We start from the raw sequence: 24,929 nt of genomic DNA, 5'->3' as shown, positions 1-24,929 counted from the left end.
AAGTTAAAGATTGATAAATGGGCTGTTATGAGCACTGAACTGCAAATTGAAACTCATCCACTTAAACCATTTCTACCAGAAAATGCCAAGTTGCTCATGATGGGCAGCTTTCCACCACCCAAAAGTCGTTGGAAAATGGAATTTTATTATCCAAACTATCAGAATGATATGTGGAAAATTTTTGGTTTGGTTTTCTTTCGGAATAAAGAATACTTTTTAGATATCAAGAATAAAAATTTTAAAGAACAACAAATCCGAGATTTTCTGACTGAAAAAGGCATTGCAATTTTTGACACGGCATATCAAATTGTTCGCTTAAAAGGCAATGCCTCGGATAAATTCCTGCAAATAGCCAAACCGACTGATTTAGCCAAACTGCTACAACAGATTCCGGCGTGTCACAGCATTATGACCACGGGCGATAAAGCGACAGACACCCTCATGCTTTCTATGCCAGAGCATACTGAAAAACCGCAAATTGGACAGTCTTCTCAAGCTAATTTCGCAAATCGTGAATTAACTTTATATCGCATGCCTTCATCTTCAAGAGCTTATCCTTTAGCAGTTGAAAAGAAAGCCGAAGCATATGCCCAGTTATTTAAAGAAACAGGCTTACTATAAGTAAGTTTCTTGATTGAAAGGCATCATTTTGGGATATTTTACCCCTCTAAAAGAATGAACGGTAAAATCCCGGACCTGGGTAAAATCAGACCAGATTAACTGGCTACCTTTGCTCCATTTCAGAATTTGAATACGTTTTGCAATTTGAGTTAACTCTTCATTCATGGCAGGGCGTAGTTCACCAATTTCGACATAAAGTCGCACACCCCGATAATCACTAAATTCACCTTTCAATAAAGATTTTAACCAAAATAACCGGCTGCTATTAATCGCTTGAATACAGTCTTTATTATTCTACGGCAAATTTTCTTTGAAAGACTCAGCATAACTATCAAAGAAAAAATCGGTTTGGCTTTCTCTAAGAAATAAAGTACCAATCGGTGTGATGGTCGGCTGCAACTGTGCATCTACTGTGCAATAGAGCAGTGCATGCCAGCTTTTTGAGCGTCATTCACTATTTTACGAATATACTGCCATTGTTGTAGATTCATTTTGATTTTCCTTTTTATTATTTTTAATAAGATAAAGTAAATTTAAATACAGTTTTAGCTATCTGACTGGTCATTCATACCAAAATCGAGCTTCAAAAATTAAATGAAACTGTTTAAATCCGTTTGAATAGATTTCAACACTTATCCATCATATTCAACATAGTCCCATAGATTTAAACGGGATTTAATTTCACGGCGGATATTCGGTAGCATGGGTAGTAAGGCGCCATTAATCCATAAACTTAAAGCTTGTGCAGAAATTTTATTTCGGTCACGATCTACAATTTGAGCGCCTTTAACCAAGAGCAAGGTTTCTTCATTGGCTTCAGTTTCAATACCTTTAAATAAAACCTGCAATTCTGCACCGGTATCCTGAATTAACCATTCCAGTTCCAGTTGAATATTTTCACTGGATTTCAAAACAGCCTGACCTTCAACAATTTCAGAATCTGATAGGCAATCATATTCCACACGAACTTGAGCTAAAAACCATTCTTGTTGTCCAAGTTCATTCAATGTTTTGTTGGGCGCTAAAATATCAATCAAATTAAATTGACGACTTAAATCAAAAAATTGCATTACAGATGATCACGATAGGGAGAATGTGAGTTAGAAACTCGAAAGAAGGCAATGTTAAATCAAATCAGGAAATGAGTAAAACCATTGTACTGATTGATCTAAAATATGTATAAATGAGATGCGATCTTGTATAAGTCAAAACCATAATGTTAATTAAATAAGTACCGAGTTCTATTGATTTAAATCATCAACCATATTTTACAAACCAAAAGACCAAGGGAATTAAAAAGGTATTATGGATGTAAGTGTCATTAACTTGTCATTACATCATCCATTCAATAGGTAAATAAGACACTACTTTCATGGCAAAACGTTGAAATTTCGTACTTTCAGGGTCTTGGCTATATCTAACTATAGATCCATCTTTTTGATGATCCAGCCAAATCACTTCACTTTGCGAGTTGAGTTTTAATTCATAAGCAATTTGCGGTAAATATTGATCTAGTGAGGTTGAAATCTGATCTTGAAGTAGATTTGATTCAACCACCAATCCCACTTCGGTGTTTAAATTGGCTGAACGTGGGTCAAAGTTAAATGAACCAATAAACACCATGCCGTCGATATCAAAAAATTTTGCATGCAAGCTAGAGGCATTTTTATTTTTAGCTGGAATGACATTACCTGTGACCACTTCATACCAAGTACGTTTATGCCGTTCAATATAAGGTTTGAACTCATAAAGTTTAATCCCGCCTTGCAGCAGATCATGACGATACTTTTTATAAAAAGCATGTACCAAGGGAACATCATTGGCCATGAATGAATTGGTCAGTACCCGAACCTCCACATTGTTCTTCACCAGTTGGGTTAAATACTCTGTACCTTTTTTGGTCGGGACAAAATAGGCGGAAACCAGCTCAAGGTGTTGCTTTGGCTCACCCATAATATTTAACATCTGACGATAAATCAGTTGATCACCTGATGCTTCTCCACGAATTTTATCCGGCGAGTCTGCAATAAAATGTGCTTTAGCCCAATTGATGGGACGGTCTTTTAAGTGCTGATTGATCTGCTTTTCGGCCAATTCAATTCGTTTTTTGAGCTGATCTTTTTGCAAGGCGGTAAGTTGATAAAACTTGCGTAATTTGGAGAGTTGCTCTTGTCGAGCAGTGCCCAGTAACTGCACGGTAGAATAACTTAAATCATCATTCCAAAAGTCCTGAAAAACTTGATTAGCATTTTTGACTGCATTTCCATAGAACAAAATATCCATATCGGTAAACTGGAAATTTTCACTGGCATCAAAGTATTCACGGCTGATATTGCGCCCGCCAGTAACCGCAATCGCACCATCCGCAATAATCAGCTTGTTATGCATACGGCGGTTAATGTTTTTTAGACGAAATACGTAATCAATCACGCGCAACTTTCTGAATTTATATGGATTAAAAAGTTTGATTTCAAAGTTTGGATGTTTCGCCAGTTGTTTTAAGGTGAAATCGAGTTTTGTTCCGTTCTGGTCATCAATCAGTAATCGAACTTTTACTCCACGATCTGCGGCTTTTAAAAGCTCTGCCAGCATCAGGTGTCCAATCGAATCATCTTCCCAGATGTAGTACTGCAAATCGAGATTATGTTGCGCTTTATTAATCAAATGCAGCCTTGAGGCAATACTGATAAACGCATCATCCAAAGTCAAATAAGCAGTGAGACCTTGTGCTATTTGTGTGTCAACATTTGAACCGTTTAACCAGTGTTTAGCATGAACCTGAATAGGAGGCTGTTTTTTTGATTCATTCATCGGCAAACTGCATCCTGTCAGTATGAGTACTGTAAAAGAAAACAAGACAGCATGAATAGATGATCTAATCTGCATAATTATTATAAAGTCATAAAGTTATAAGTACATATTATCATCATGTTAAAGGTTGAATCGGACAATAAAAAGCGGTTACTGTAGCTCATCTGTTAAAGAACCCTATAAAGGATGATTAATTCATGAAATCACGTGCTGCTGTTGCATTTGGTCCGGGTCAACCCCTCGAAATTGTTGAGATTGATGTAGCTCCACCCAAAGCAGGTGAAGTTCTGGTGAAAATCACTCATACCGGCGTATGTCATACCGATGCATTCACTTTATCTGGCGATGATCCTGAAGGTGTTTTCCCTGCGGTATTGGGACATGAAGGTGCGGGTATTGTGGTGGAGGTGGGAGAAGGCGTGACCAGTGTTAAACCTGGCGATCACGTGATTCCACTTTATACTGCGGAATGTGGTGAATGCTTGTTCTGTAAATCTGGAAAAACCAACCTGTGTGTCGCTGTTCGTGCAACCCAAGGTAAAGGTGTAATGCCGGATGGAACAACACGTTTTTCTTATAACGGTCAGCCGATTTATCATTACATGGGCTGTTCAACCTTTAGTGAATATACCGTTGTTGCAGAAGTGTCGTTAGCGAAAATCAACCCGGAAGCAAATCCAGAACAGGTTTGTTTATTGGGTTGCGGCGTAACCACAGGAATTGGTGCAGTACATAATACTGCAAAAGTTCAAGCCGGTGACTCGGTTGCCGTATTTGGTTTGGGCGGTATTGGTCTTGCAGTTGTACAAGGCGCCCGTCAAGCCAAAGCCGGTCGGATTATGGTGATTGATACCAATCCGGAAAAGTTCGAGCTCGCGAAAGAATTTGGGGCGACAGACTTCTTAAATCCTAAAGATTATGACAAACCGATTCAAGAAGTGATTGTTGAAATGACCGGTTGGGGCGTAGACCATTCGTTTGAATGTATTGGTAACGTCAATGTCATGCGTTCTGCGCTTGAATGTGCACACCGAGGTTGGGGACAATCCGTAATTATTGGAGTAGCGGGTGCAGGTCAGGAAATCTCGACTCGTCCATTCCAATTGGTAACCGGTCGTAAATGGATGGGTACAGCATTTGGTGGTGTGAAAGGTCGTTCACAACTTCCGGGTATGGTTGAAGATGCAATGAAAGGCGAGATTCAACTTGAACCTTTTGTCACGCATACCATGGGGTTAGACAAAATTAATGAAGCTTTTGACTTGATGCACCAAGGTAAATCAATTCGTACCGTAGTAAATTTTAAAGACTAATCTTCAAAGACTAATCTTCTGCAATATAAAAAAACGGGCATATTGCCCGTTTTTTATATTAGCTGGTTTAAGCAGTTGCCTTAATCACTTCTGTAATTGAATCTGCGACATAATCAATATTATTTAAATTTAGACCGGCTGCGCACATACGGCCACTACGTACCAAATAAATACCGTATTGATCTTTCAAGATATCAACCTGTTCAGCCGTTAAACCGGTATAGCTAAACATGCCTTGCTGTTTGACCAGATAACTAAAGTCACGCTCAGGCAAGGCTTGGCTTAGTTTTTCATTTAAAATTTGACGCATTTTAATAATACGTTCGCGCATTTCTTTCAGTTCAGCTTCCCATTGAGCAGTCAGATCGGCATTATTCAAAACATTATCAACCAACAAAGCGCCTGTGGTTGGAGGGCTTGAGTAAATACGGCGTACTGTTGCCTTTAATTGTCCTAACACTTTTTGTGCAGTAGCTTGATCATCACAGACAAATGTTAAACCGCCGATACGTTCGCCATAAAGAGAGAAAATTTTAGAGAATGAATTGCTGACAATAAAATTCATCCCGGTTTGATCTAAAGCGCGAATGGCATAAGCGTCTTGTTCCAGACCCTGGCCAAAACCTTGATAAGCAATGTCCAAAAATGGAATCAGATCCCGTTTCTGTAATACTTCAATCACTTGATCCCATTCAGCAGGCGTTAAATCTGCACCTGTCGGGTTGTGACAACAAGGATGTAACAGCACAATACTTTTAGTAGGAAGCTGTTTTAATTTTTCCAGCATCGCTGGCACATTGACACCATTGGTTGCTGCATCAAAATATGGATAGAAATGCGTATGCAGACCAGCACCATTAAAGATGGCAATATGATTTTCCCAAGTCGGTTGACTGACCCAAACATCAGATTCAGGAAAATATTTTTTAAGAAAATCTGCACCGACTTTGAGTGCGCCAGAACCGCCCAAAGTTTGAATGGTCACAGCACGACCATCACGACGTGCTTGGCTTTCTTGTCCCAAAACGAGCGCTTGAGTAGCTTGATTATAAGATTTCAAGCCATCCATAGGTAAATAGAGCTTGACCTGATCATTGCTCGCTTCAATATTTTTATAAGCCGCTTTAACGGCATTGAGTTGAGGAACAATATTGTCTTCATTGTAGTACAAGCCAATACTTAGATTAACTTTATGAGAGCGTTGGTCTTTTCCAAATTCTTCCATTAGAGAAAGAATCGGATCACCTGCATAAGTATCAACATGGTGGAACATGAATACATCCTTCGTTATATGTAGTAAACAAATCAAGCCTTCGGAACAGAGCGCATTTTATCTTTTATTGCCAATTGAGGATCGGTTATTTTCTTATTTTTAAAATAATAGGCAATCGACAAAACTGCAATCCAGACGGGAATCATCAGTACCGCAATGCGCATATCAGGGGTTTGGCTCATAATCAGCAAAATGCCGCACATAAAGATAATGCAGACATAATTTGTAAAAGGGTATGCAATGCTTGGAAATTGCGTTGGTGCATTCATCGCAATTCTATGTTTCTTAAATTTCAAATGTGTATATGAAATGACCACCCAGTTAATCACAATCGCTGCAACCACCAGCATCATCAGCAGGCTAAACGCTTTTTCAGGAAATAAGTAATTGACCAACACACACATTAATGTAAAAAATGCAGAGATCATAACCGCATTCACTGGAATACCACGCGTGTTAATTTTACTTAAAATTTTAGGTGCATTTCCTTGTTGAGCCAAGCCTAACAACATACGGCTGGTACAATAATTGGTACTGTTATATACAGAAACAGCCGCAGTCAGCACTACAAAATTTAAAATCGTTGCGACGGTTTGACTGCCCAGAGAATCAAAAATAAGAACAAAAGGACTGCCACCTTGTGCCATTTGATTCCATGGATAAAGCGATAAAATAATCACTAGACTTAAGATATAAAATAACAGGACCCGGTAAACGATTTGGTTAATCGCTTTAGGTAAGGTTTTTTGCGGATTATCCGTTTCTGCAGCCGCAATCCCCACCAATTCAATGCCACCAAAAGCAAACATAATCATCGCCATTGCCATGACCAATCCCATGACACCATTCGGGAAGAAGCCGCCTAATTCCCATAAATTTTGCAGACTGGATTGGGTGCCACCACTGCCACTTGCCAGTAAATAGCTACCAAAAGCAATCATTGCAATAATGGCCAGAACTTTAATAATGGCTAACCAGAATTCCATTTCACCAAACAATTTGACGTGTAAAAGGTTAATTACATTGATGAAAATAAAGAATCCCAGTGCTGAAACCCAGGTCGGAATTTCCGGCCACCAGTAATGAATATAAAGACCAATCGCGCTGAGTTCTGCCATACAGACCAGAATATTCAAAACCCAGTAATTCCATCCAGACATAAAGCCGGCAAATTTGCCCCAGTACTTATAAGCAAAATGACTAAACGAGCCACTGACGGGTTCTTCTACAATCATTTCACCCAATTGGCGCATCATTAAAAAAGCAATCAGTCCGGCTATGGCATAACCTAAAATAACCGATGGACCAGCAAGCTTAATGGTTTGTGCAATACCGAGAAATAGCCCTGTACCGATCGAACCACCCAATGCGATCAGCTGGATATGACGATTACTTAAACCTTTTTTCAGGTTTCCTTGTTCAATTTGCTGCATTTTCTATCTTCATCCGTGCTGAGATAGTGCTCTATATCGGGATGATTGTGATCATTTCTAATTCTTATTTTATGCAATCATCAGAGCAGTATCAGAAATTTTATTAAAATATTTAAATAAGATGTATATTTTCCATGCACATACTCAATGTATGCGCATGAAAATAAAGGACAACTTAAATGTTCACACTGCGATTAGGCTTTTGAAATATCCAGTACACCACGTTTGATTTGATCGCGTTCAATTGATTCAAACAATGCTTTAAAGTTGCCTTCTCCAAAACCGTCATCATCTTTACGTTGAATAAACTCAAAGAATACGGGACCCAACATATTTTCCGAGAAAATTTGCAATAACAGACGTTTGTCTTCGCCTTCAGTATTGCCGTCTAATAAAATACCGCGTTTTTGAAGTTCATCAGTCGGTTCGCCGTGGTTCGGTAAACGATCAGGAAGCATGTCATAATAAGTGGCTGGAGGGGGCGTCATAAATTTGGCACCCAAGGCTTTTAACTTATCCCAAGTCGCAATCAGGTCATCGGTAATAAAAGCGATATGTTGAATGCCTTCACCATTGAACTCGTTTAAGAATTCAGCAATTTGACCATTACCTTTGTCAGAATCTTCATTCAGGGGAATACGGATTTTCCCATCAGGTGCAGTGAGCGCTTTAGAAGTCAAACCGGTATATTCACCTTTAATATCAAAATAGCGAATTTCCTGAAAATTAAAAATTTTCCCATAAAAATCTGACCAATACTGCATACGACCTTTGTAGACGTTATGGGTTAAATGATCGATTTCTTTTAAGCCTGTTCCAACTGGATGCGAATTCATATCATCAAAGAAAATAAAATCACTTTGATAAATATCACGATCGACCAAGAAAATAGGCGAGCCACCAATGCCTTTAATCGCCGGAATATTTAGTTCCATTGGGCCGATTTTTGAATAAATCGGTTCTGCGCCCAATTCAACAGCTTTGTTAAATGCTTTCGCGGCATCTTTGGTCCTAAAACCCATTGCGCATGCAGAGGGACCATGTTCTTTAAAGAAGAACGCTGCATAAGATTCAGGCTGATAATTGAGAATGATATTAATGTTGCCTTGACGCCATAAATACACATTTTTCGATTTATGTTTGGCAACTTTGCTAAAGCCGATGGTTTGAAAAATTTCATCTAGATCTCCATCTTTAGACACGAATTCAATAAATTCAAATCCACAAAGTTCTAAAGGGTTGGCTAGCTTATTCATACAACATCCTCATTTTATTAAAAGCAATCCTATTGCCTGTTTTTAACCTATTCACTTTTAAACAAACAAGAAAAATCATATTAATCAGTTCAATTTTTATGACAAATCCGTTTGCCTGATACTCTTTTATCGTTCGAGTTTTTGCTCGAAAACAAAACCTTATACGATAAAATTAATTTATTTTCTCATCATACGGCGGCTTTTTTATTATTCAATACATAATTTAATTACGTATTGCGTAATAATTTAGATTGATAAGTTTTCTTATAATATAAAGTAATGATATTTATAAAATAATGTTTTGTATTTTTGACATCACTTCCTAAATCTGTAATTGTGTTTTTTTGTAACTGAAAAAACTGTTCAAAATATCAAGCCGTAAACATAAAAAACTAATTTTGTTTTACTTATTAATGTCTTAAATTATTAATTTATACAAAAAAGAGAGAAATTATAAAATAAAAATTAACCCTGCTGCATAATCAAAGCTAAATGATCAAGGCAGTAATTTTGCATAAGGCGATCTCGTCTACATATAAATTCGAAAAGAGCTCTTACTCATCAGTCCATAAATTTAATAATTAAATTTTTTTCTCAACTTATCGTAATAGATCAATCTATGAGTAGATTGCTCAATGGCGCATTGTGAATTTTCGGAATCAAGGAAAATGGGCCATAAAAGTTTGAGTAGAAAGTGAGGGGGGCATGTTTATAAAATTTGAAAAAAAAGCAAAGCTTATTGTTTTGGTGTTTTTTTAAACCATAGATAAGTAAAAGTTGACCAATTTATGTATTTTTATTTTGTATAAAACCCTTGTCAAATGTATGAATACAGCGTATTTTAATTTTAATACACATACTTTTTTGAAGAAATAAAGATGTTAAAGCAACCAGTCACCTCAAACGCACGTTATTATTTTTGGCAATTTAGATAGTTGCCTGAATGCGTTCGGGCAATAAATGGTTGCCCACCAAGTTTTATAACCTGATCGGCAACCCTGATCAGGTTTTTTTATGCTTTATTTTTTATATACTTTTGGAGTTACTTCATGAAAACATTAAACTACTCATATTTTAGTAACTTCTATTGGTTTTATTTTAGTCAAGTAATGACCCTTGCCTCGCAATCCGTTAGACCCATAACGCTCAAATAAAAGATTGGACTGGAAAAAGTCCCCAGGAAAGACCAATGAATGCTTTAAATACTGCTTTACAACAAACGCAAACTCCTGAAAAAGAAACTATTTTAAGTTTGCCTCATCAATTGAAGGCACAATTGCCTTTATCTGGAAAATTGGCTCAGCAAATTGCCGAGCAGCGTCAAACTATTCAAAACATTTTAGATGGCAAAGATCATCGTTTAATGGTGGTAACAGGCCCATGTTCAATTCATGACCCCATTTCTGCACTCGAATATGCTGAAAAACTACAACAATTACAAAGCCAAATCGCTGATCAAATTTTTCTGGTTATGCGTGCATATATTGAAAAACCACGTACCACTATTGGCTGGAAAGGTTTCCTGTATGACCCAAATCTAGATGGTTCATCGAATATGCAATTGGGCTTAGAGAAATCACGTCAGTTATACTTACAAATTATAGAAATGGGTTTACCCCTTGCTTCTGAAATTTTAAGCCCGATGGCGACTGCATATTTCGATGATTTACTGGCTTGGGGTGCAATTGGTGCACGTACCAGCGAATCACAAATTCACCGTGAAATTTCAAGTCACATGCCGTACAGCATTGGTTTCAAAAATGGTACAGATGGCTCTATTCAAATTGCACTTGATGCCATTCAATCGGCTGCACATCCACATCAATTTTTAGGCATGAGTCAATCTGGCCTACCGTGTATTTTAGAGTCTAAAGGCAATCCGAAAGCCCATCTGATTTTACGCGGTGCAAATTCAGGGCCTAACTACGCATTGGCTGAAATTGAAAAAATTAAAGAAAAAACCAAAGGGGAATTACCTGCTTTAGTGATTGATTGCAGTCATGGTAACAGCCACAAAAACCCTTTATTACAATCTGAAGTTTTACGTACCATTATAGATGAACGCGTTCATACCCATGTTCGTGGCGTGATGTTAGAAAGTCATTTGGCGGACGGTCAGCAAAAGATTTCATGTAATATGACTTATGGTCAATCTGTTACTGATGGTTGTTTAGGGTGGGATAAAACACAGCAACTTTTATTAGAAGTTGTAGATTCACTTCGTATTTCTCAATTAAAGCGCAGTGCTTAATATTTCTGAACCAACATGCTTATTTTATGATGCAGCCCCGTTAATCGCGGCTGCATTGTTGCTCATAAGCACCTTTGTATTATCTGTTTAAATTTAGAACAATACTTTGTTGATGCTCTATACATTTTTTGTCAATTTCTTTAACTGATTAGAATTAACAGATTTGAGTGGTATGATTTCTTTAGGCAGAATAATAAAAATTGAGACTAAGTAATAACTGATTGGTTAATAAATACAATTCACTCTATGTGTTGCTTGGTACTTGAAATAATTTTAAATGGGAACAAATATGTATAGTGCGGAATTATTGGAAGAAGCGCGTAAAATAATATTTCATATGCTCACCAAGGTCGTGGAATATGGTGGCTCAGACTTGTTTATTTCAGCAGATTTTCCGCCGAGTATTAAACATCAAGGGATGATGAAACCGATTGGACAACAAGCGCTAACAGCGGATAAAACCAAACTGTTTGCCTATAGTTTAATGAATGAAAAGCAGCGACAGGAATTTGAAAATGAACTCGAATGTAACTTTGCCATTAGCGTTCCCGATGTTTCGCGTTTTCGTATTAATGTATTTCAACAACAGTTACAAGTGGGTATGGTGATTCGTACCATTACTGCTGAAATTCCAAATTTTGCCCAGTTAAAATTACCTGAATCGCTTAAAGATGTGATGATGGCAAAACGTGGCTTGATTTTAGTGGTGGGCGCGACCGGTTCGGGCAAGTCAACCTCTTTAGCAGCCATGATTGATCATCGCAATGAAAATTCAGCAGGGCATATTATTACGGTTGAAGACCCGGTAGAATTTGTACATAAACATAAAAAATCCATGATTACTCACCGTGAAGTTGGGGTGGATAGTCACTCATGGCACAATGCTTTGAAAAATACTTTACGTCAGGCACCAGACGTTATTTTAATTGGTGAAATCCGTGATACTGAAACAATGGAACACGCAATTGCTTTTGCGGAAACCGGGCACTTATGTCTAGGAACGCTACACGCGAATAATGCCAATCAGGCCCTTGATCGGATTATTAACTTTTTCCCTGAAGAACGAAAAAATCAATTACTGATGGATTTGTCTTCCAATATGAAAGCCATTATTTCACAGCGTTTAGTCCGTACTCAAGATGGACGTGGACGTCGTGCGGCGATTGAAATTTTACTGAATACTCCTTTAATTGCCGATAATATTCTTAAAGGTCAATTGCATGAACTCAAAGAAATCATGAAGAAATCCCGTGAACTCGGCATGCAAACTTTCGATCAGGCCTTATTTGATTTGTATAATCAGGGTGCAATTAGTTATGAGGAATCCTTACGTAATGCCGATTCCATGAATGAATTACGCTTACAAATCAAATTAAAAAGTCCGAGAGATGATCAATCTGTAGCTGGTACAGCAACATCATTTAGCATGGTGCAAGAACGTAATCCAGAAGAAAGTGAAAGCAAGCAAGAGAACCTAACCTAGTGGAGTCATGGGCAAGTAATGTCCAACGATATGATAAAAATAAGCATTATTCCATTTTGGGAGGATGCTTATTTGTTTTGTACCCATCTAGATAGCCTTTTTAGGCTACAGTATGTTTACGATCTACAAATAACTTATAAAAAATTAAGCTTGATGCCGTGATCAATGCACAGAGGAGATAGGCAAAACTGTAGCCTTGGTGAGCAATCACCGCACCGAGCAAGATCGAACCAATCGCAATTCCGATGTCATAACAGGTAAAGAAGGTTGAGGTTGCATGCCCAATTCGATCTTTGGGTGAGCGCTGAATGGAAATGGTCTGCAAGCAGGGTTGAGCCGAACCAAAGCCCATACCCACAAATACTGCAGCAAGCATCAATCCAGTCACTGTATTGATTTGGCTTAAAACAATCAGCCCAATGGAAAATAAGGCAATAGCAGGATAAACCACATAGTTGGGGCCTTTACGATCATAAATTTTCCCAGTGATTGGTCGCAAGCTCATCATTGAAATTGCAAAGACCACAAAGAATAAGCTGGCATAGGGAAGCAGATTTTTTGATTCGGCAAATGTTGAAATGAACGACATGATACTGGCATAAGAAAAAGAAATGATCATGGCCATAATTGACACGGGCAAAGCCTTCTTCTCTACAAAATCTTGCATAGATAAACGCTGTTTGCCTTTCGTTAGCACTGGTTTGGCTTCTGTCTGAATGGGAATCATAAAACAAAAAATAAAGCCTATACAGATAATAGCAGCTAGAATTGCTGCGACCATGGTATAAGACAGGGGCTGGATTAAGGTCAAGCCGAGCAAAGGGCCAAGTACAATACCCAAATTAATAGACATGACAAAATATCCCATACCTTCGCCTTTACGCTGTGCAGGAATGAAATCATTGGCAATCGGTACCGTCACCGTAGTTAAAATGCTGAACCAAATTCCATGCAAGAATCGAATAACTAAAAGAAAGCTTAAATTGTCAGCAAATAAATAAGCAAAAGAAAACAGACAAAATAAGGCTTCGGAAACGTATAAGGTTTTTTTACGTCCAAATTTTTCAATAATTAAACCACTAAAGGGACGAACCGCAATTGATGATGCCATAAATAGTGTCATGGCTAAACCCGCTTGCGCTAAAGTTCCATGTAGCTCATTTAAAATATAAATAGGTAAAATAGTCGTTTGGGCAAAATAAAACACAAACAAGAATAGATTATTGGCCAGACATAGAATAAAGGATTTATTCCATAACTGTTGTGTATTTGCAGGAGACATAATTTACCTAGATTCGTAAGAAGTAGACGATTTATCAGGCTTATCGAGGCAATTATTTTTGTAGGCTAGAAAAATGTTTTTATAATAAATAAAGATAAGTCAGATCATCGTTAGATTGTATAGATTTTAGATGATTACTATTAAAAAGTATAGCTGAAGCAATAATAAAATATATTAATTTGTTTAATTTTTAATTTTTTTAATTATTAATCTCATATTGTGATTTTAGATCCAGTATTTATATATTTAACTAGGGTTCGCTTGAAATAAAAAAAATCAGTCATAAAGACTGATTTTTTATAGATATAACCAGGATTATAAACCTGCTTCATATTCACTGTTTGAAAGTAACTTTTCGACATCTGCCATATTGTTTGGCTTGATTTTATAAATCCAGCCCTTGCCATATGGATCATCATTCACAAAGTCCGGATCATCTTCAAGATCAGGATTGACTTCAATTACTTCACCCGAAACAGGAGCATGAATATCAGAAGCTGTTTTAACCGACTCCACCACACCTGCTTGTTCGCCGGCAGTAATTTGCTGGCCTACTTCTGGTGCTTCTACGTAGACTAAATCCCCTAAAGCATCCTGTGCATGATCGGAAATACCGGTAACAACCAGATCACCTTCAATTTTGACCCATTCGTGAGTACTGGCATACTTTAATTCTGAAGGGTGATTCATTGATGACTCCTTTAAAATATTCAAATCATTTTTGCCATGTTTTATACATGTTTTTTGCTAAAAAAAAAAGTTTATAAGTAAGGATCTTTACGCCAATTGCTTGGACTACGGCCACTCCAGCGTTTAAATGCCCGGCTAAAATTGGCCACGTCACTATAGCCAAGTTCATCTGCAATCAGCTCTAGGGTGTAGTCTGTTCGGGAAAGCAGCGATGTTGCGTGACGATAACGTACTTCATCTACGATAGTTGAAAATGACGTACCTTCGGCAGCTAATTGGCGTTTTAAAGTCCGATCGGACATATGCAGTCGATCTGCGACATTTTCGATACTTAAATAATGCTGCTCTGAATTGGTCAAAATATCCCGCACCCGCATGGCCAAACGACGGCGTTCACCTAATGCCGAGAGTTCAGCTTCACATTGGTTAATCGCAATCTGGCTGGCAAGGGGGTCAGCATTGACCATTTTTAAACTCAGGTATTTCTTATCAAAACTTGAGAGTAAATGGGGGTGTTCAAAACGAAAATGATGCGATGGAAATTTTGCCATATAACGCTCAAAACCGGCTGGTTTCGGGAAATCAAAATCAATTTCACCAGATAAATCCTCACAGCCCGTTAAGGCTTTTGCCATGGTGACAATACCAAAGGTCAATGCTATCGTAATTTCAGTTCTTAAAGGCTCAATATCAAAATCACATTGCAATTGCAGTGTTGCCTTCTCGCCAAAGGTTGAGAAGTAAAGCTGTAAAAATGGTAAACGGAGCTGAATAAAGCGATTAGCCAAGACCAGGGCATCGGTAATATCATGTGCCGTCATAATGGCATAACCAATAAAACCATGAATGGAAATTCGCATTTGGGTACCCAAATGAAAACCCAACGTCGACTCGCCGGTTAAACGTAATGCATGTTTAACCAGTTCATTTGCAACAGGGGTTGGAATGCGAAAATTTGGCTCTGCCAGCTGTTCACTGCTTAAATGGAAAGGAGTAAACAAGGCTTCTGCATTATAGCCCCAGCGTGACACTACATCGAGGAGCAATAGACCGTAAACCCCTGGTATTCCCTGATCCTGTCTTGGAGAAATCGTTTTCATGCGCTATCCATTGCACTTAAGTCATTTTTATATTTGTTGATTTTTCATATTGGCATGAAAAGAAACAGTATCCTATTAAAATTGTTCGACAATTTATCAAAGCCTGTAAATTAGACAGGTTTGAATTCCTTTTTAAAGACCACAATTTTCGTTGTAGAGATAAGCAGCACATCATGATTCTGATTCAATGCCTGAGTTACATAGCTCACTATAGCGCGGTCAGTTTTGGTTTTTGATGGCGTAATCGCAACAATTTCAACCTCAACATGAACTTTATCGCCAGGACGGGTTGGTCGTGGCCAGCGCAGGTTAGATTCTGAACCAATCAGGCCATAAGCAATCGGAAAACATTCTGTCCATAAACGCATCGTCACGGCACAGGTATGCCAACCACTGGCTGCAATACCTTGAAAAATAGGATGCTCGTTAGCTTGATCTTCATCAGTATGGAAAGTTTGCGGATCATACGCATGCGCAAACTGTTTAATTTCATCCAAGGTCATTTCATATTCACGACTAATGAAATGATCCCCGATTTTTATATCTTCTAAATACAGCATCAATGCGCTTCCTTTTTCTTCAATGCCTGTTGTTCTATCAAAAAACTGCCAGTTTGTCTTTGCCACAAATGCGCATATATACCATTCAGCGCGACCAGTTCATCATGCGTACCTTGTTCCACAACTTTTCCTTCATCCAGTACAACTAAACGATCCATTTGGGCAATGGTCGATAGGCGATGTGCAATGGCGATAACGGTTTTACCCTCCATTAAATCATCCAGACTGGATTGGATTGCGGCTTCAACTTCAGAGTCTAAAGCACTGGTCGCTTCGTCTAAAATCAAGATTGGTGCATCTTTTAAAAATACCCGTGCAATCGCAACACGTTGACGTTGTCCACCCGAGAGTTTGACACCCCGTTCACCGACATAGGCTTCATAGCCAGCTTTGCCACGCAAGTCGGTCAGTTGCGGAATAAAATCTTCTGCCTTAGCTTTACGGACGGCTTCAAACATTTCTTCATCGCTTGCATGGGGGCGACCATATTTAATATTTTCGGCCACAGTGCGGTGCAATAAGGAAGTATCTTGAGTCACCAAAGCAATGCTTTTACGCAGACTATCCTGGGTTACATCTTCAATGTTTTGACCGTCAATCGAAATGCGACCTTGGTTAAGATGATAAAAATGCAATAACAATTGAATCAGGGTAGATTTACCTGCACCTGAACGGCCCACGATGCCGATTTTTTCACCGGGTTTGATGGTTAAATCTAAATGATCTATCACATTTTTATTGTTATAGGCAAAGCTGACATCTTCAAATTTGATTTCACCATGTTGTACCAGTAAAGGCTTGGCATCTTTCTTGTCTTGAATGCTAATCGGGCGGCCCATAGTTTTCATGCCGTCTTGAATGGTGCCGACATTTTCAAATAAAGCAGAAGATTGCCACATCATAAATTCAGCAATGCTGTTGAGCTTTAATATCATGGCAGTCGTTGCAGCAATAATACCCAGTTCAGCTTGTCCATTGATCCAGAGCCAAATCGCTGTCCCTAACACGCCTACATATAAAACCACACTGAGTAAATTAATGCTGATTTCATACTGCACCCCTAAGCGCATTTGCTTATACACCGTGATCATGAAGCCTTGCATGGATTCTTTGGCATACTGACTTTCACGCCCCGCATGGGCAAACAGTTTCACAGTTTGAATATTGGTATAGGCATCCGTCACGCGACCGGTCATTACGGCACGCGCATCGGCCTGTTTATTGGAAATTTGGCTTAGACGTGGAATAAAATAGCAGGCAGCCGTAATGAATAGTACTAACCACAGCATGAGTGGCAAAATCAGCAGAGGAGAAATAGCGCCCAGAACAAAACTGATGGTGACAAAATAAATCAGCACATAGGCCAGCATATCACCCAAAATTACCCAGAACTCACGTATTGCAAGCGAAGTTTGCATCACTTTGGCCGATAAACGGCCGGCAAAATCATTGTGGAAAAAATCCAGACTTTGCAATAAAAGTAGGTTGTGAAAGCGCCAACGCAGACGCATGGGAAAGGTGCTATATAAAATTTGATGCTTGATCACGGATTGCATGCTAGCGAATAAAATATTGGCCAACAAAATACCTGTCAAGAGGGTCAAATTTTGCGAATGCTCTGCTAAGAAGGTGTCGGGTTGACTCTTGCTCAACCAATTAACCAAATCGCCAATTTTTGCATACAGTACCGCTTCAAAACTTGCCGCTCCCGCAGTACATAACACCAGTAACAGCAGATATCGGCGAACACCCGTTGCAGCTTGCCATACAAAAGGAAAGAAGCGTGTTGGAAGTGGTTCGTTTAAACCTTTGGATGGGTAAGGATCGACCAGTTTTTCAAACCATTGCAACATGGGTTACGCTCCAATTTATTCAAACGATTCAATATCAGTATTATGCAATTGTTACAGTATAAACACTATTCTATATTAACGCTTAAGGCTCTTCTGAATAGCTGCAAACAAGTATCTAGATATTAGAACCTGATCAGGTTGAGGCCCGAATTGCGCCATACTTGGTAAAACGGTTAAGGTATAAAGATTCATGGGTATAATAAAAGCCGGAAGCCTAAATCCAAAATTAATTTGCTCAATTTAGTCAAAAATCTACTATTTATCAGAAGTCTATCATGAAAGTAAATTATAGGAATTCATCAGCTCATAGAGCTCTTTAAAAAATATTTAATTAACAATTAGAGGGGGAGTTATTGAATCTGCTACGATTAAATAAGTGCTTCATAGCGCTATCGCTTTTTTCAAAAATACATTACTTATCTGGATATTTAGAGCATAAATAAAGCTGGATAGAAATTCTAGTCTTTAAAAGACTACAACCGGTACGTTATATTTTTAGTGATCTATTTTAATAAAAATATATTAATAATATAAAAACACTAACTTATCTTTTATGTATCTAGAAATTAGTATAGCGAATCATTGTGTAATATTGATTTATTTTATGGTGTATTGCTTAAATCTTATGATGCTTTTAGTAATAAATGTTAATAAATGCTTCAAGTTTTAATTATGGATCAAGCATATAGATTTATAAAATTTACATTGAATGAAATTGAAACAGATGAAGACTTGGTGAATGAAATATAAAGAGTAAAGTGAATAAAGTCAGAATGAGGGCGTTATAGACCAAAATATTATAGGAGGTAAGTGTAAATGACTACTCAAGAACCAGCTAAACAAAATCCAAAAAAACAATCAAATCAACAGCAGCAACAACAAAATCTGCAAAAGCAACCTAATCAACAAAACGACCACCAACAACAACACCCACCTAAACAACAGAAATAAAACTTTGATTTTTTGCTCCTGAATATTAATTCTTTATTCATGGTTTTATCTGTGTTCAAAGTTTTACCAGATTTATAGTTTCATTATTTCTATTCATCATCAAAAGGGAAAAATAATATGAACTCAAAAGATGTAAAAATCATAGTCGCTGTCATAGTCGCTGTAATCATTGCGGTGATTCTTTATTCCCTATATGAAAGAAACAAAAATGAAAATATGGGAAATTTAAAGAATGGGCAAAGTAATACACTGCTTAGTCCTATGCACAAGATAAGCTCAAGCGCATAGAGCCGTACCAGCATGCTAAAGATGGACTAGAGCAATAATATTTTAACGTTTTTATGAAGATGAACCTTTATAAGTGAAACTGGCTAGAATCAGCCAATTTTTCTAAACACAATACTGTTATAAGGAGAAAAAAGATGGCAAATTCTGATGAAGATCGTATTAAAAACAATCCAAATAATGATGAGCGAGATCCACACCCAGTAGGAACAGGTGTAGGTGCTGCAAGTGCGGCTGCTGCAGGTGCCGCAATCGGTAGTGCGGGTGGCCCAATCGGAGCTATAGTCGGTGGAGCAGTGGGTGCGATAGTGGGTGGTGTAGCCGGCAGTGCGGCAGGTGAAGCGATAGATCCCACTGTTGAAGATACCTATTGGCGTGAAAACAGTGCTCATCAACCCTATTATAAGTCCTCGCAAAATACTTATCCGGATTTGGACTATGATCGCGATTATCGGCATGCTTATCGTGTAGGTTATGAGGATTTATCTACATATGATTCATCCAAAAGGTTTGAAGATGTAGAGCCAGATCTTCGTTCTAAATGGGAACAATCAAAAGCAGAATCCCGCCTGTCCTGGGAAGAGGCTAAACATGCCTCACGTGATGCATGGAATCGTTTACGTCCCTAGAGCGACTCTATAATCTCAAGCACGTTTAAACCAATCTTTTTAATTTTAAAAGGGTTGGTTTTTTGATTCAGTCTTCATGAAAGAAACGGAATTATATTTTTTCTCATATTTTTATAGCTTCAAGTGATGACTATTTTTCAAGCTCTACGTGATCATCTTAATCAATAAGTTTTTCAAAATCCGGATTCCTAATTTTTTTACAGTAGTTATTTAATCGTTCTCATCTTAAACAATATTAAATTTGAAGTTTCACTATTAAATAATGCTGAAATAAATATAAGTAAAGAGATTTTTAAGGATGACTTTAATATTAAAGATCGGTGGTTTTAGGTAACAATTGTGAACGTGATTTTAAAGGTCTAGTTGGGAATCAATAATATAAAGTGATGCCGGTTTACAATGAAGGAAATTGACACAGAGTTAGACTAGGATAAAGCAAAAGAAAGAGTAAATTGATAGTACCGTAATTTAGGCGATGTAAAATTCACGCGATATAGATTCATCATCTGAACAGGGAATTAAACATGAATAACCAACCACAAGATCCGCAACTGGATCAACCGAACCTACATATTGAATTCTCTCAAAGACCTAACGAAGAGAAGGGATATACTCCACCTAATCCACAGCTGGATCAACCCAACCAACATCTTCAACATACAAATTTAATGAAGCAACCTCAGTAAAAACTTGTAAATTCCTAAATTAAAAGGTCATATAGGTTCTCATTTAAAATTTTGAATTCAGTTCTTTAAAACTGTTTTTATTAGAAAATAAGAAAAATAAAAGTAATATAAAAAACCCTCATTTGAGGGTTTTTTAAAGTCATAATCAGTTTGGCATTTAAATTAATTACATTTCATTAATACTTATAAAAAATATAATTTATCATTGATTTTCTTAAATAAAGAGTTATTTCAATTCATACAACAACTCTTTATTTTAAAGTTTAAACCAATGGATGATTGGGTTCTGCTATCACCGCTGAAACAGCTGAGAATTGCTTAAAATCAGCGCCAGAAGGAGCTTGATAAACTTTCAAACCAAATTCTGGGATAATTGCAATCAGGTGATCAAAAATGTCCGATTGTATTGCCTCATAGTCCTTCCATACCGTAGTGTTTGTAAAAGCATAAATCTCCAGTGGCAAACCTTCACTGGTCGGTTGTAATTGGCGAATGATTAAAGACTGATTTTGCGCGATACCTGGATGTTGATTTAAATAAAATTCCACATAGGCTCGAAATGTCCCTAAATTGGTTAAACGTCGCTGATTATAGGATGCCTGATTCGACAGTTGCTGATTAAAGCTTTCCAGTTCACTATGTTTGGTGTTTAAGTATTGATCGAGCAATAGAAATTCTTTGAGTTTCTGCTGTTCTTTGTCGGTCATGAAATGTACGCTACTCTGATCAATATAAATTGATCGTTTGATGCGGCGCACACCAGCAGAGGCCATGCCACGCCAGTTTTTAAAGGTATCCGTCACCAGTTTGTTGGTCGGAATGGTGGTAAAAGTCTTATCAAAGTTTTGCACGGTAATGGTATGTAATGACATATCAATGACATCACCATCTGCATTCAGGGTAGGCATTTCAATCCAGTCACCAATACGCACCATGTCATAAGATGAAATCTGTACTGAAGCAACTAAAGACAGAATGGTATTTTGGAACACCAACATCAGAACGGCAGCCATGGCACCAAAGCCTGCAAGCAAGGTAAAGACATCTTTTTTCAGAAATGTCCCTAAAATCATTAAGCCACAGACAATAAAAATAATTAGCTTAACCAACTGTAAATAGCCTTTAATCGGCTTATTTCTTGATTTTGGATTACGCTGATAAATCAGGTTAAAAATACTTAAAAATTCACTGATGGCCAGCGCCAGAGTCAGGAAAATAAAGGCTTGTGCACCCATCTGGACCAACGTAACCACTTTTCCTGAAATGTGCGGAATCGTCACTATGCCGTTCATAATGACAATCGCAGGCACAATATTTGAAATACGGCTGATGACGCTATGTTCAGCAAAAATACTCGAATTAGCCCATTTCATCTTTGAAACGAGCTTGCGAATACCCCGAACCACCACTTGTTTGGCAATAAAGTTTGCGAGAACTGCCAGTAAAATCAGGATACTTAGGGAGGTTAGCATCTCTAACCATGGATATTGATCTGACCAATCTTGAATATTACGGATAAAAGCAAAATGCTCCAAAAATGCACCCTCAATATAGAAATTTAAAAATTCTTTATAGTTTATAGAGTTATGATTTTATCATTGTAGGCGGTAACGTTTTTGCTACATGAATTCAAACTGAATTAACGACCAAGTAAAGTTAAGCTCAGGCTATGAGTATTTTTGAAATTTGATTTAATCGTATTATGTATTTGAAGGAGATGCCAACACCGATATTGGCATCGCTTTTTAAATTACTGAAAAACTAAACTTACCACATCAAATCATCAGGAATCACATAAGCTGCATATGGATCTTCTTCATCAGTAATTTGCTCATTCTTCTCAGAATTATTCACAATAATAAAGCCTTCCATTTTGTCATTAATGCGATCTGCCAAGGCTTTCGGTAAAACTGCATAACTCTCGCTTTCTTTGGCAATCACCAATGAACCGGAAACCAGCGCATTATAAATTTGTTGATTGAGATAAATCTTTTTGATTTTACTCTCGTCAATAAATTGATAAGACACTTCACCATCGATATCGCGAATTTTGTGCTGATTGATCATTTGGATAATGGCAGCTTTTAATTCTTTACCCTGCAACAGGCGTTTTTTCTCTAAATCCAGCGCTTGATCTTTCGCGAGTTTTTCCTGCTTATCTTGCGCAATTTTCGCTTTCAATTCAGCTTCGTTGCTTTGTCCAGTACGTTGTTCATGAACTGCCTGTTTAGACAATTTTTTAGCCTTTTTATTATCGACTAAACCGGCTTTTAGCAATTGAGCCTGTAATGCATTTTTGACCATAATAAATTCCGAAACTACTCTTGAATACGTCGATAACGAAAATAAATAACCCAATATACGATGCTAAGCGTCAAACTCAACAGCACAGGGATAAGGAATGAATCTAATTTTAAATAAGGATAAATCAGGCTGGCAATTAAGCCACCGATGAAAAATCCAAATAAAATGGCTAAATGGAGAATAATTCGTCTGCGATCTACATCTAAACCACGTAAGCGATAACCTAACGCTAAACCTAAATCGGTCAAAACACCAGATAAATGGGTGGTTCGAATAATCGTGCCTTTATAATGACTAAACATGGCATTTTGTACACCCATTGCCACACATGCCCAAAGCAAACCATAGCGTGGGAAATAGGGCAACAGAAACCAGCACACTAAAATAAAAAAAGCCACCAGGCTTAAAGGCAAACCATAACGGCGCCCTAAGCTAAAGTGGCTATTTCCCAGTATTATTCCGCTATAACATGAACCGATTACATAACACAGGACAACCAGGCCTAAGTAAACGATCTGTTCAGGTTGCCAGTGCAATAAAGCCATGGCCAACATGCTGACATTACCGGTCATATGTGAAACGGACTGATGTAAAATGGTTACCAGCCCGAGGACGTTAATCATTCCCGCATTCATTGCAAGAAAAAAAGCACCTAGTTGAACCCAAAGCGGTAAAGTTTGAAGAGGCATAACGTCATAGAAAAATTCTTAATAATGACTATCTTAATCTAAACCGCGGTCTACAGCAGCAGTAAATAGCACATCTGTAGAAGAATTTAATGCCGTTTCAGTCGAATCTTGCAAAACGCTGATGACCATGCCAATCGCAACCACCTGCATGGCAATATCTGAACTAATGCCGAATAAGCCACACGCTACTGGAATCAGCAGTAAAGAGCCACCGGCAACACCAGACGCACCGCATGCTGAAACAGTTGCAAGAACCGATAAAACCAGCATGGTGGTGAAATCAACCGGAATCCCTAAAGTATTCACAGCAGCCAGGCTCAGCACCGTAATAGTGACTGAAGCACCGGCCATGTTAATGGTCGCACCAAGGGGAATGGCCACATTTGCCGTAGATTCATTCACGCCTAAACGTTTGGCTAAATCCAGGTTGACTGGAATATTTGCTGCAGAGCTTCGGGTGAAGAAGGCAGTAATTCCGCTTTCACGTAGACATTTAAACACCAGTGGGTAGGGGTTTGTACGAGTCACAAATGCCACCATAATTGGGTTAATCACCAAGGCCACAAAGAACATCGTGCCAATCAGTACGGCCAATAATTGGGCATAGCTCTCGAAGGTACTTAAGCCGGCTTCTGCAACTGTGACCGCCACCAGACCAAAAATCCCCACTGGGGCAAAATTAATCACCAGACGAATCACGGTGTTTACCGCATTTGCAGCGTCGGTGAGCAATACTTTTGTGCTGTCATTGGCATGACGGAATGCAGCACCCAAAGCAACAGCCCAAGCCAAAATACCAATAAAGTTCGCTTCACTAATCGCAACAACAGGGTTGGCCACAAAACTTAAAAGCAGATTTCTTAAAATTTCAACCAGACTGCCGGGCGGTTGTAAGTCCGTATTTGCAGGGATATCCAGAAACAAGGTACTTGGGAAAATAACGCTGGCAATCACTGCACTTAACGCAGCCAAGAACATCCCCACAGCATACATCACTATAATTGGTTTGATTTTAGCGCCATGTCCAACTTTAAAATTAGCAATGGAGGATAAAACCAGCACGAAAACCAATATAGGAGCAACAGATTTAAGCGCTTTAATAAACAAGTCACCCAACAGACTTAAATAAGGAGCCAGATTAGGGAACAAAACAGCAACACCAATACCTAAAATAATGGCGATAATAATTCGGGAGACTAAACTTAAACGCATTAAAGCAGTGAACATAGAGGTGCCTTGTTACAAATACGAGGACTAAAAAATTTACAAATATGCTCGCCATTTTATACCTAAAATAGTTGCTGCTAAAAATTAATTTTTATATAAAAACTAACTACTTATTTTTAAAGTTGATATTCTTGTTTTTAAATATTTTTAAACTCATAGAAATTAAATATTCTGGTTATAGATATACTTTAAAACTCCCTTATTAGATCGAAATTCCCTCAAAATCTTCTCT

General features: G+C 38.0%; 21 protein-coding genes and 1 pseudogene. 7 read left to right on the top strand and 15 right to left on the bottom strand.

The genetic code is table 11. The annotated features are described in order from the left end of the window. The first annotated feature begins 27 nt into the window (after window positions 1-27). The gene (locus E0H89_RS12190; RefSeq protein WP_131217478.1) at window positions 28-621 is read left to right on the top strand and encodes a uracil-DNA glycosylase family protein; all 594 of its coding nucleotides are present in this window, start codon (window positions 28-30) and stop codon (window positions 619-621) included. Here the strand turns inward: E0H89_RS12190 and E0H89_RS12185 are convergent. From E0H89_RS12185 to E0H89_RS12175, 3 genes and pseudogenes are all read right to left on the bottom strand, one after another. Continuing rightward, a pseudogene (locus E0H89_RS12185) lies at window positions 616-1,112 on the bottom strand (pyridoxamine 5'-phosphate oxidase family protein). The gene E0H89_RS12190 and the pseudogene E0H89_RS12185 sit on opposite strands and share 6 nt — an antisense overlap. 141 nt (window positions 1,113-1,253) lie before the next feature. After that, the gene (locus E0H89_RS12180; protein WP_131217476.1) at window positions 1,254-1,691 is read right to left on the bottom strand and encodes a hypothetical protein; all 438 of its coding nucleotides are present in this window, start codon (window positions 1,689-1,691) and stop codon (window positions 1,254-1,256) included. Between the two features lie 262 nt (window positions 1,692-1,953). Beyond that, on the bottom strand, window positions 1,954-3,507 hold the full coding sequence (locus E0H89_RS12175; RefSeq protein ID WP_131217474.1) for a phospholipase D family protein: 1,554 nt from the start codon (window positions 3,505-3,507) through the stop codon (window positions 1,954-1,956). Between the two features lie 122 nt (window positions 3,508-3,629). Here E0H89_RS12175 and E0H89_RS12170 point away from each other — a divergent pair, with 122 nt between their 5' ends. Continuing rightward, entirely contained in the window at window positions 3,630-4,745 is a 1,116-nt protein-coding gene (locus tag E0H89_RS12170) for an S-(hydroxymethyl)glutathione dehydrogenase/class III alcohol dehydrogenase (RefSeq protein WP_131217472.1), read from the top strand. 67 nt (window positions 4,746-4,812) lie between these two features. Here the strand turns inward: E0H89_RS12170 and E0H89_RS12165 are convergent, their stop codons facing one another. From E0H89_RS12165 to hppD, 3 genes are all read right to left on the bottom strand, one after another. Continuing rightward, the gene (locus E0H89_RS12165; protein ID WP_131217470.1) at window positions 4,813-6,018 is read right to left on the bottom strand and encodes an amino acid aminotransferase; all 1,206 of its coding nucleotides are present in this window, start codon (window positions 6,016-6,018) and stop codon (window positions 4,813-4,815) included. Window positions 6,019-6,050: 32 nt separating this feature from the next. Further along, complete coding sequence (locus tag E0H89_RS12160) at window positions 6,051-7,451, bottom strand: amino acid permease (protein WP_131217468.1); 1,401 nt, start codon at window positions 7,449-7,451, stop codon at window positions 6,051-6,053. A 194-nt stretch (window positions 7,452-7,645) separates the two neighbouring features. After that, window positions 7,646-8,707 carry a 4-hydroxyphenylpyruvate dioxygenase gene (hppD, locus tag E0H89_RS12155; protein WP_131217466.1) on the bottom strand — a complete coding sequence of 354 codons (1,062 nt, stop codon included), beginning with the start codon at window positions 8,705-8,707 and terminating at the stop codon, window positions 7,646-7,648. 1,189 nt (window positions 8,708-9,896) lie between these two features. On the opposite strand from hppD, the gene E0H89_RS12150 reads away from it, so the two are divergent. After that, a complete protein-coding gene (locus tag E0H89_RS12150) occupies window positions 9,897-10,958 on the top strand; it encodes a 3-deoxy-7-phosphoheptulonate synthase (RefSeq protein WP_131217464.1) in 1,062 nt (353 codons plus the stop codon). 289 nt (window positions 10,959-11,247) lie between these two features. Beyond that, window positions 11,248-12,441, top strand: coding sequence for a PilT/PilU family type 4a pilus ATPase (locus tag E0H89_RS12145; RefSeq protein ID WP_131217462.1), 1,194 nt, complete (start codon window positions 11,248-11,250; stop codon window positions 12,439-12,441). A 100-nt stretch (window positions 12,442-12,541) separates the two neighbouring features. On the opposite strand, the gene E0H89_RS12140 is transcribed toward E0H89_RS12145, so the two are convergent. The 5 genes from E0H89_RS12140 to E0H89_RS12120 form a co-directional block, all read right to left on the bottom strand. Beyond that, complete coding sequence (locus tag E0H89_RS12140) at window positions 12,542-13,723, bottom strand: MFS transporter (protein WP_131217459.1); 1,182 nt, start codon at window positions 13,721-13,723, stop codon at window positions 12,542-12,544. Between the two features lie 315 nt (window positions 13,724-14,038). After that, the gene (gcvH, locus tag E0H89_RS12135; RefSeq protein WP_131217457.1) at window positions 14,039-14,413 is read right to left on the bottom strand and encodes a glycine cleavage system protein GcvH; all 375 of its coding nucleotides are present in this window, start codon (window positions 14,411-14,413) and stop codon (window positions 14,039-14,041) included. Between the two features lie 71 nt (window positions 14,414-14,484). Then, a complete protein-coding gene (locus tag E0H89_RS12130; protein ID WP_131217455.1) occupies window positions 14,485-15,513 on the bottom strand; it encodes a helix-turn-helix domain-containing protein in 1,029 nt (342 codons plus the stop codon). A 110-nt stretch (window positions 15,514-15,623) separates the two neighbouring features. Next, the gene (locus E0H89_RS12125; RefSeq protein WP_131217453.1) at window positions 15,624-16,073 is read right to left on the bottom strand and encodes a MaoC family dehydratase; all 450 of its coding nucleotides are present in this window, start codon (window positions 16,071-16,073) and stop codon (window positions 15,624-15,626) included. Beyond that, window positions 16,073-17,926 carry an ABC transporter ATP-binding protein gene (locus E0H89_RS12120; protein WP_131217451.1) on the bottom strand — a complete coding sequence of 618 codons (1,854 nt, stop codon included), beginning with the start codon at window positions 17,924-17,926 and terminating at the stop codon, window positions 16,073-16,075. The genes E0H89_RS12125 and E0H89_RS12120 overlap by 1 nt, the downstream gene beginning before the upstream one ends. An 816-nt stretch (window positions 17,927-18,742) precedes the next feature. Between E0H89_RS12120 and E0H89_RS16860 the strand changes: the two genes are divergently transcribed. The 3 genes from E0H89_RS16860 (at window position 18,743) to E0H89_RS16475 (ending at window position 20,477) form a co-directional block, all read left to right on the top strand. Beyond that, entirely contained in the window at window positions 18,743-18,877 is a 135-nt protein-coding gene (locus tag E0H89_RS16860) for a hypothetical protein (protein ID WP_284702745.1), read from the top strand. 422 nt (window positions 18,878-19,299) lie between these two features. Continuing rightward, complete coding sequence (locus E0H89_RS12115) at window positions 19,300-19,791, top strand: hypothetical protein (RefSeq protein WP_131217450.1); 492 nt, start codon at window positions 19,300-19,302, stop codon at window positions 19,789-19,791. A 524-nt stretch (window positions 19,792-20,315) separates the two neighbouring features. Beyond that, the gene (locus tag E0H89_RS16475) at window positions 20,316-20,477 is read left to right on the top strand and encodes a hypothetical protein (protein ID WP_165494053.1); all 162 of its coding nucleotides are present in this window, start codon (window positions 20,316-20,318) and stop codon (window positions 20,475-20,477) included. Window positions 20,478-20,740: 263 nt separating this feature from the next. Here E0H89_RS16475 and E0H89_RS12110 read toward each other — a convergent pair whose 3' ends face one another. The 4 genes from E0H89_RS12110 to sstT all read right to left on the bottom strand — a co-directional run bounded on the left by E0H89_RS12110 (window position 20,741) and on the right by sstT (window position 24,697). Continuing rightward, window positions 20,741-22,012 carry a mechanosensitive ion channel family protein gene (locus E0H89_RS12110; RefSeq protein ID WP_131217448.1) on the bottom strand — a complete coding sequence of 424 codons (1,272 nt, stop codon included), beginning with the start codon at window positions 22,010-22,012 and terminating at the stop codon, window positions 20,741-20,743. A 232-nt stretch (window positions 22,013-22,244) separates the two neighbouring features. Then, a complete protein-coding gene (locus E0H89_RS12105; RefSeq protein WP_131217446.1) occupies window positions 22,245-22,781 on the bottom strand; it encodes a DUF2058 domain-containing protein in 537 nt (178 codons plus the stop codon). A gap of 14 nt (window positions 22,782-22,795) precedes the next feature. Further along, the gene (locus E0H89_RS12100) at window positions 22,796-23,470 is read right to left on the bottom strand and encodes a YoaK family protein (RefSeq protein WP_131217444.1); all 675 of its coding nucleotides are present in this window, start codon (window positions 23,468-23,470) and stop codon (window positions 22,796-22,798) included. 33 nt (window positions 23,471-23,503) lie between these two features. Continuing rightward, window positions 23,504-24,697 (bottom strand): serine/threonine transporter SstT, encoded by a 1,194-nt coding sequence (gene sstT, locus E0H89_RS12095; RefSeq protein ID WP_131217442.1) that lies wholly within the window; start codon window positions 24,695-24,697, stop codon window positions 23,504-23,506. Between the last annotated feature and the right edge of the window lie 232 nt (window positions 24,698-24,929).

Origin of the sequence: Acinetobacter sp. ANC 3781 (assembly GCF_004331285.1) — a bacterium.
Classification (GTDB): Bacteria; Pseudomonadota; Gammaproteobacteria; order Pseudomonadales; family Moraxellaceae; genus Acinetobacter.
This window is presented reverse-complemented; position numbering and strand designations above follow the sequence as displayed.

Coding starts and splice junctions, on each gene's coding strand:
- E0H89_RS12170 (WP_131217472.1), top strand. CDS start 3,630: ATGAAATCACGTGCTGCTGTTGCATTTGGTCCGGGTCAACCCCTCGAA.
- E0H89_RS16475 (WP_165494053.1), top strand. CDS start 20,316: ATGAATAACCAACCACAAGATCCGCAACTGGATCAACCGAACCTACAT.
- E0H89_RS12150 (WP_131217464.1), top strand. CDS start 9,897: ATGAATGCTTTAAATACTGCTTTACAACAAACGCAAACTCCTGAAAAA.
- E0H89_RS12125 (WP_131217453.1), bottom strand. CDS start 16,073: ATGCTGTATTTAGAAGATATAAAAATCGGGGATCATTTCATTAGTCGT.
- gcvH (WP_131217457.1), bottom strand. CDS start 14,413: ATGAATCACCCTTCAGAATTAAAGTATGCCAGTACTCACGAATGGGTC.
- E0H89_RS12180 (WP_131217476.1), bottom strand. CDS start 1,691: ATGCAATTTTTTGATTTAAGTCGTCAATTTAATTTGATTGATATTTTA.
- hppD (WP_131217466.1), bottom strand. CDS start 8,707: ATGAATAAGCTAGCCAACCCTTTAGAACTTTGTGGATTTGAATTTATT.
- E0H89_RS12160 (WP_131217468.1), bottom strand. CDS start 7,451: ATGCAGCAAATTGAACAAGGAAACCTGAAAAAAGGTTTAAGTAATCGT.
- E0H89_RS12165 (WP_131217470.1), bottom strand. CDS start 6,018: ATGTTCCACCATGTTGATACTTATGCAGGTGATCCGATTCTTTCTCTA.
- E0H89_RS12100 (WP_131217444.1), bottom strand. CDS start 23,470: ATGCCTCTTCAAACTTTACCGCTTTGGGTTCAACTAGGTGCTTTTTTT.
- E0H89_RS12175 (WP_131217474.1), bottom strand. CDS start 3,507: ATGCAGATTAGATCATCTATTCATGCTGTCTTGTTTTCTTTTACAGTA.
- E0H89_RS16860 (WP_284702745.1), top strand. CDS start 18,743: ATGACTACTCAAGAACCAGCTAAACAAAATCCAAAAAAACAATCAAAT.
- E0H89_RS12140 (WP_131217459.1), bottom strand. CDS start 13,723: ATGTCTCCTGCAAATACACAACAGTTATGGAATAAATCCTTTATTCTA.
- E0H89_RS12145 (WP_131217462.1), top strand. CDS start 11,248: ATGTATAGTGCGGAATTATTGGAAGAAGCGCGTAAAATAATATTTCAT.
- sstT (WP_131217442.1), bottom strand. CDS start 24,697: ATGTTCACTGCTTTAATGCGTTTAAGTTTAGTCTCCCGAATTATTATC.
- E0H89_RS12115 (WP_131217450.1), top strand. CDS start 19,300: ATGGCAAATTCTGATGAAGATCGTATTAAAAACAATCCAAATAATGAT.
- E0H89_RS12130 (WP_131217455.1), bottom strand. CDS start 15,513: ATGAAAACGATTTCTCCAAGACAGGATCAGGGAATACCAGGGGTTTAC.
- E0H89_RS12120 (WP_131217451.1), bottom strand. CDS start 17,926: ATGTTGCAATGGTTTGAAAAACTGGTCGATCCTTACCCATCCAAAGGT.
- E0H89_RS12105 (WP_131217446.1), bottom strand. CDS start 22,781: ATGGTCAAAAATGCATTACAGGCTCAATTGCTAAAAGCCGGTTTAGTC.
- E0H89_RS12190 (WP_131217478.1), top strand. CDS start 28: ATGAGCACTGAACTGCAAATTGAAACTCATCCACTTAAACCATTTCTA.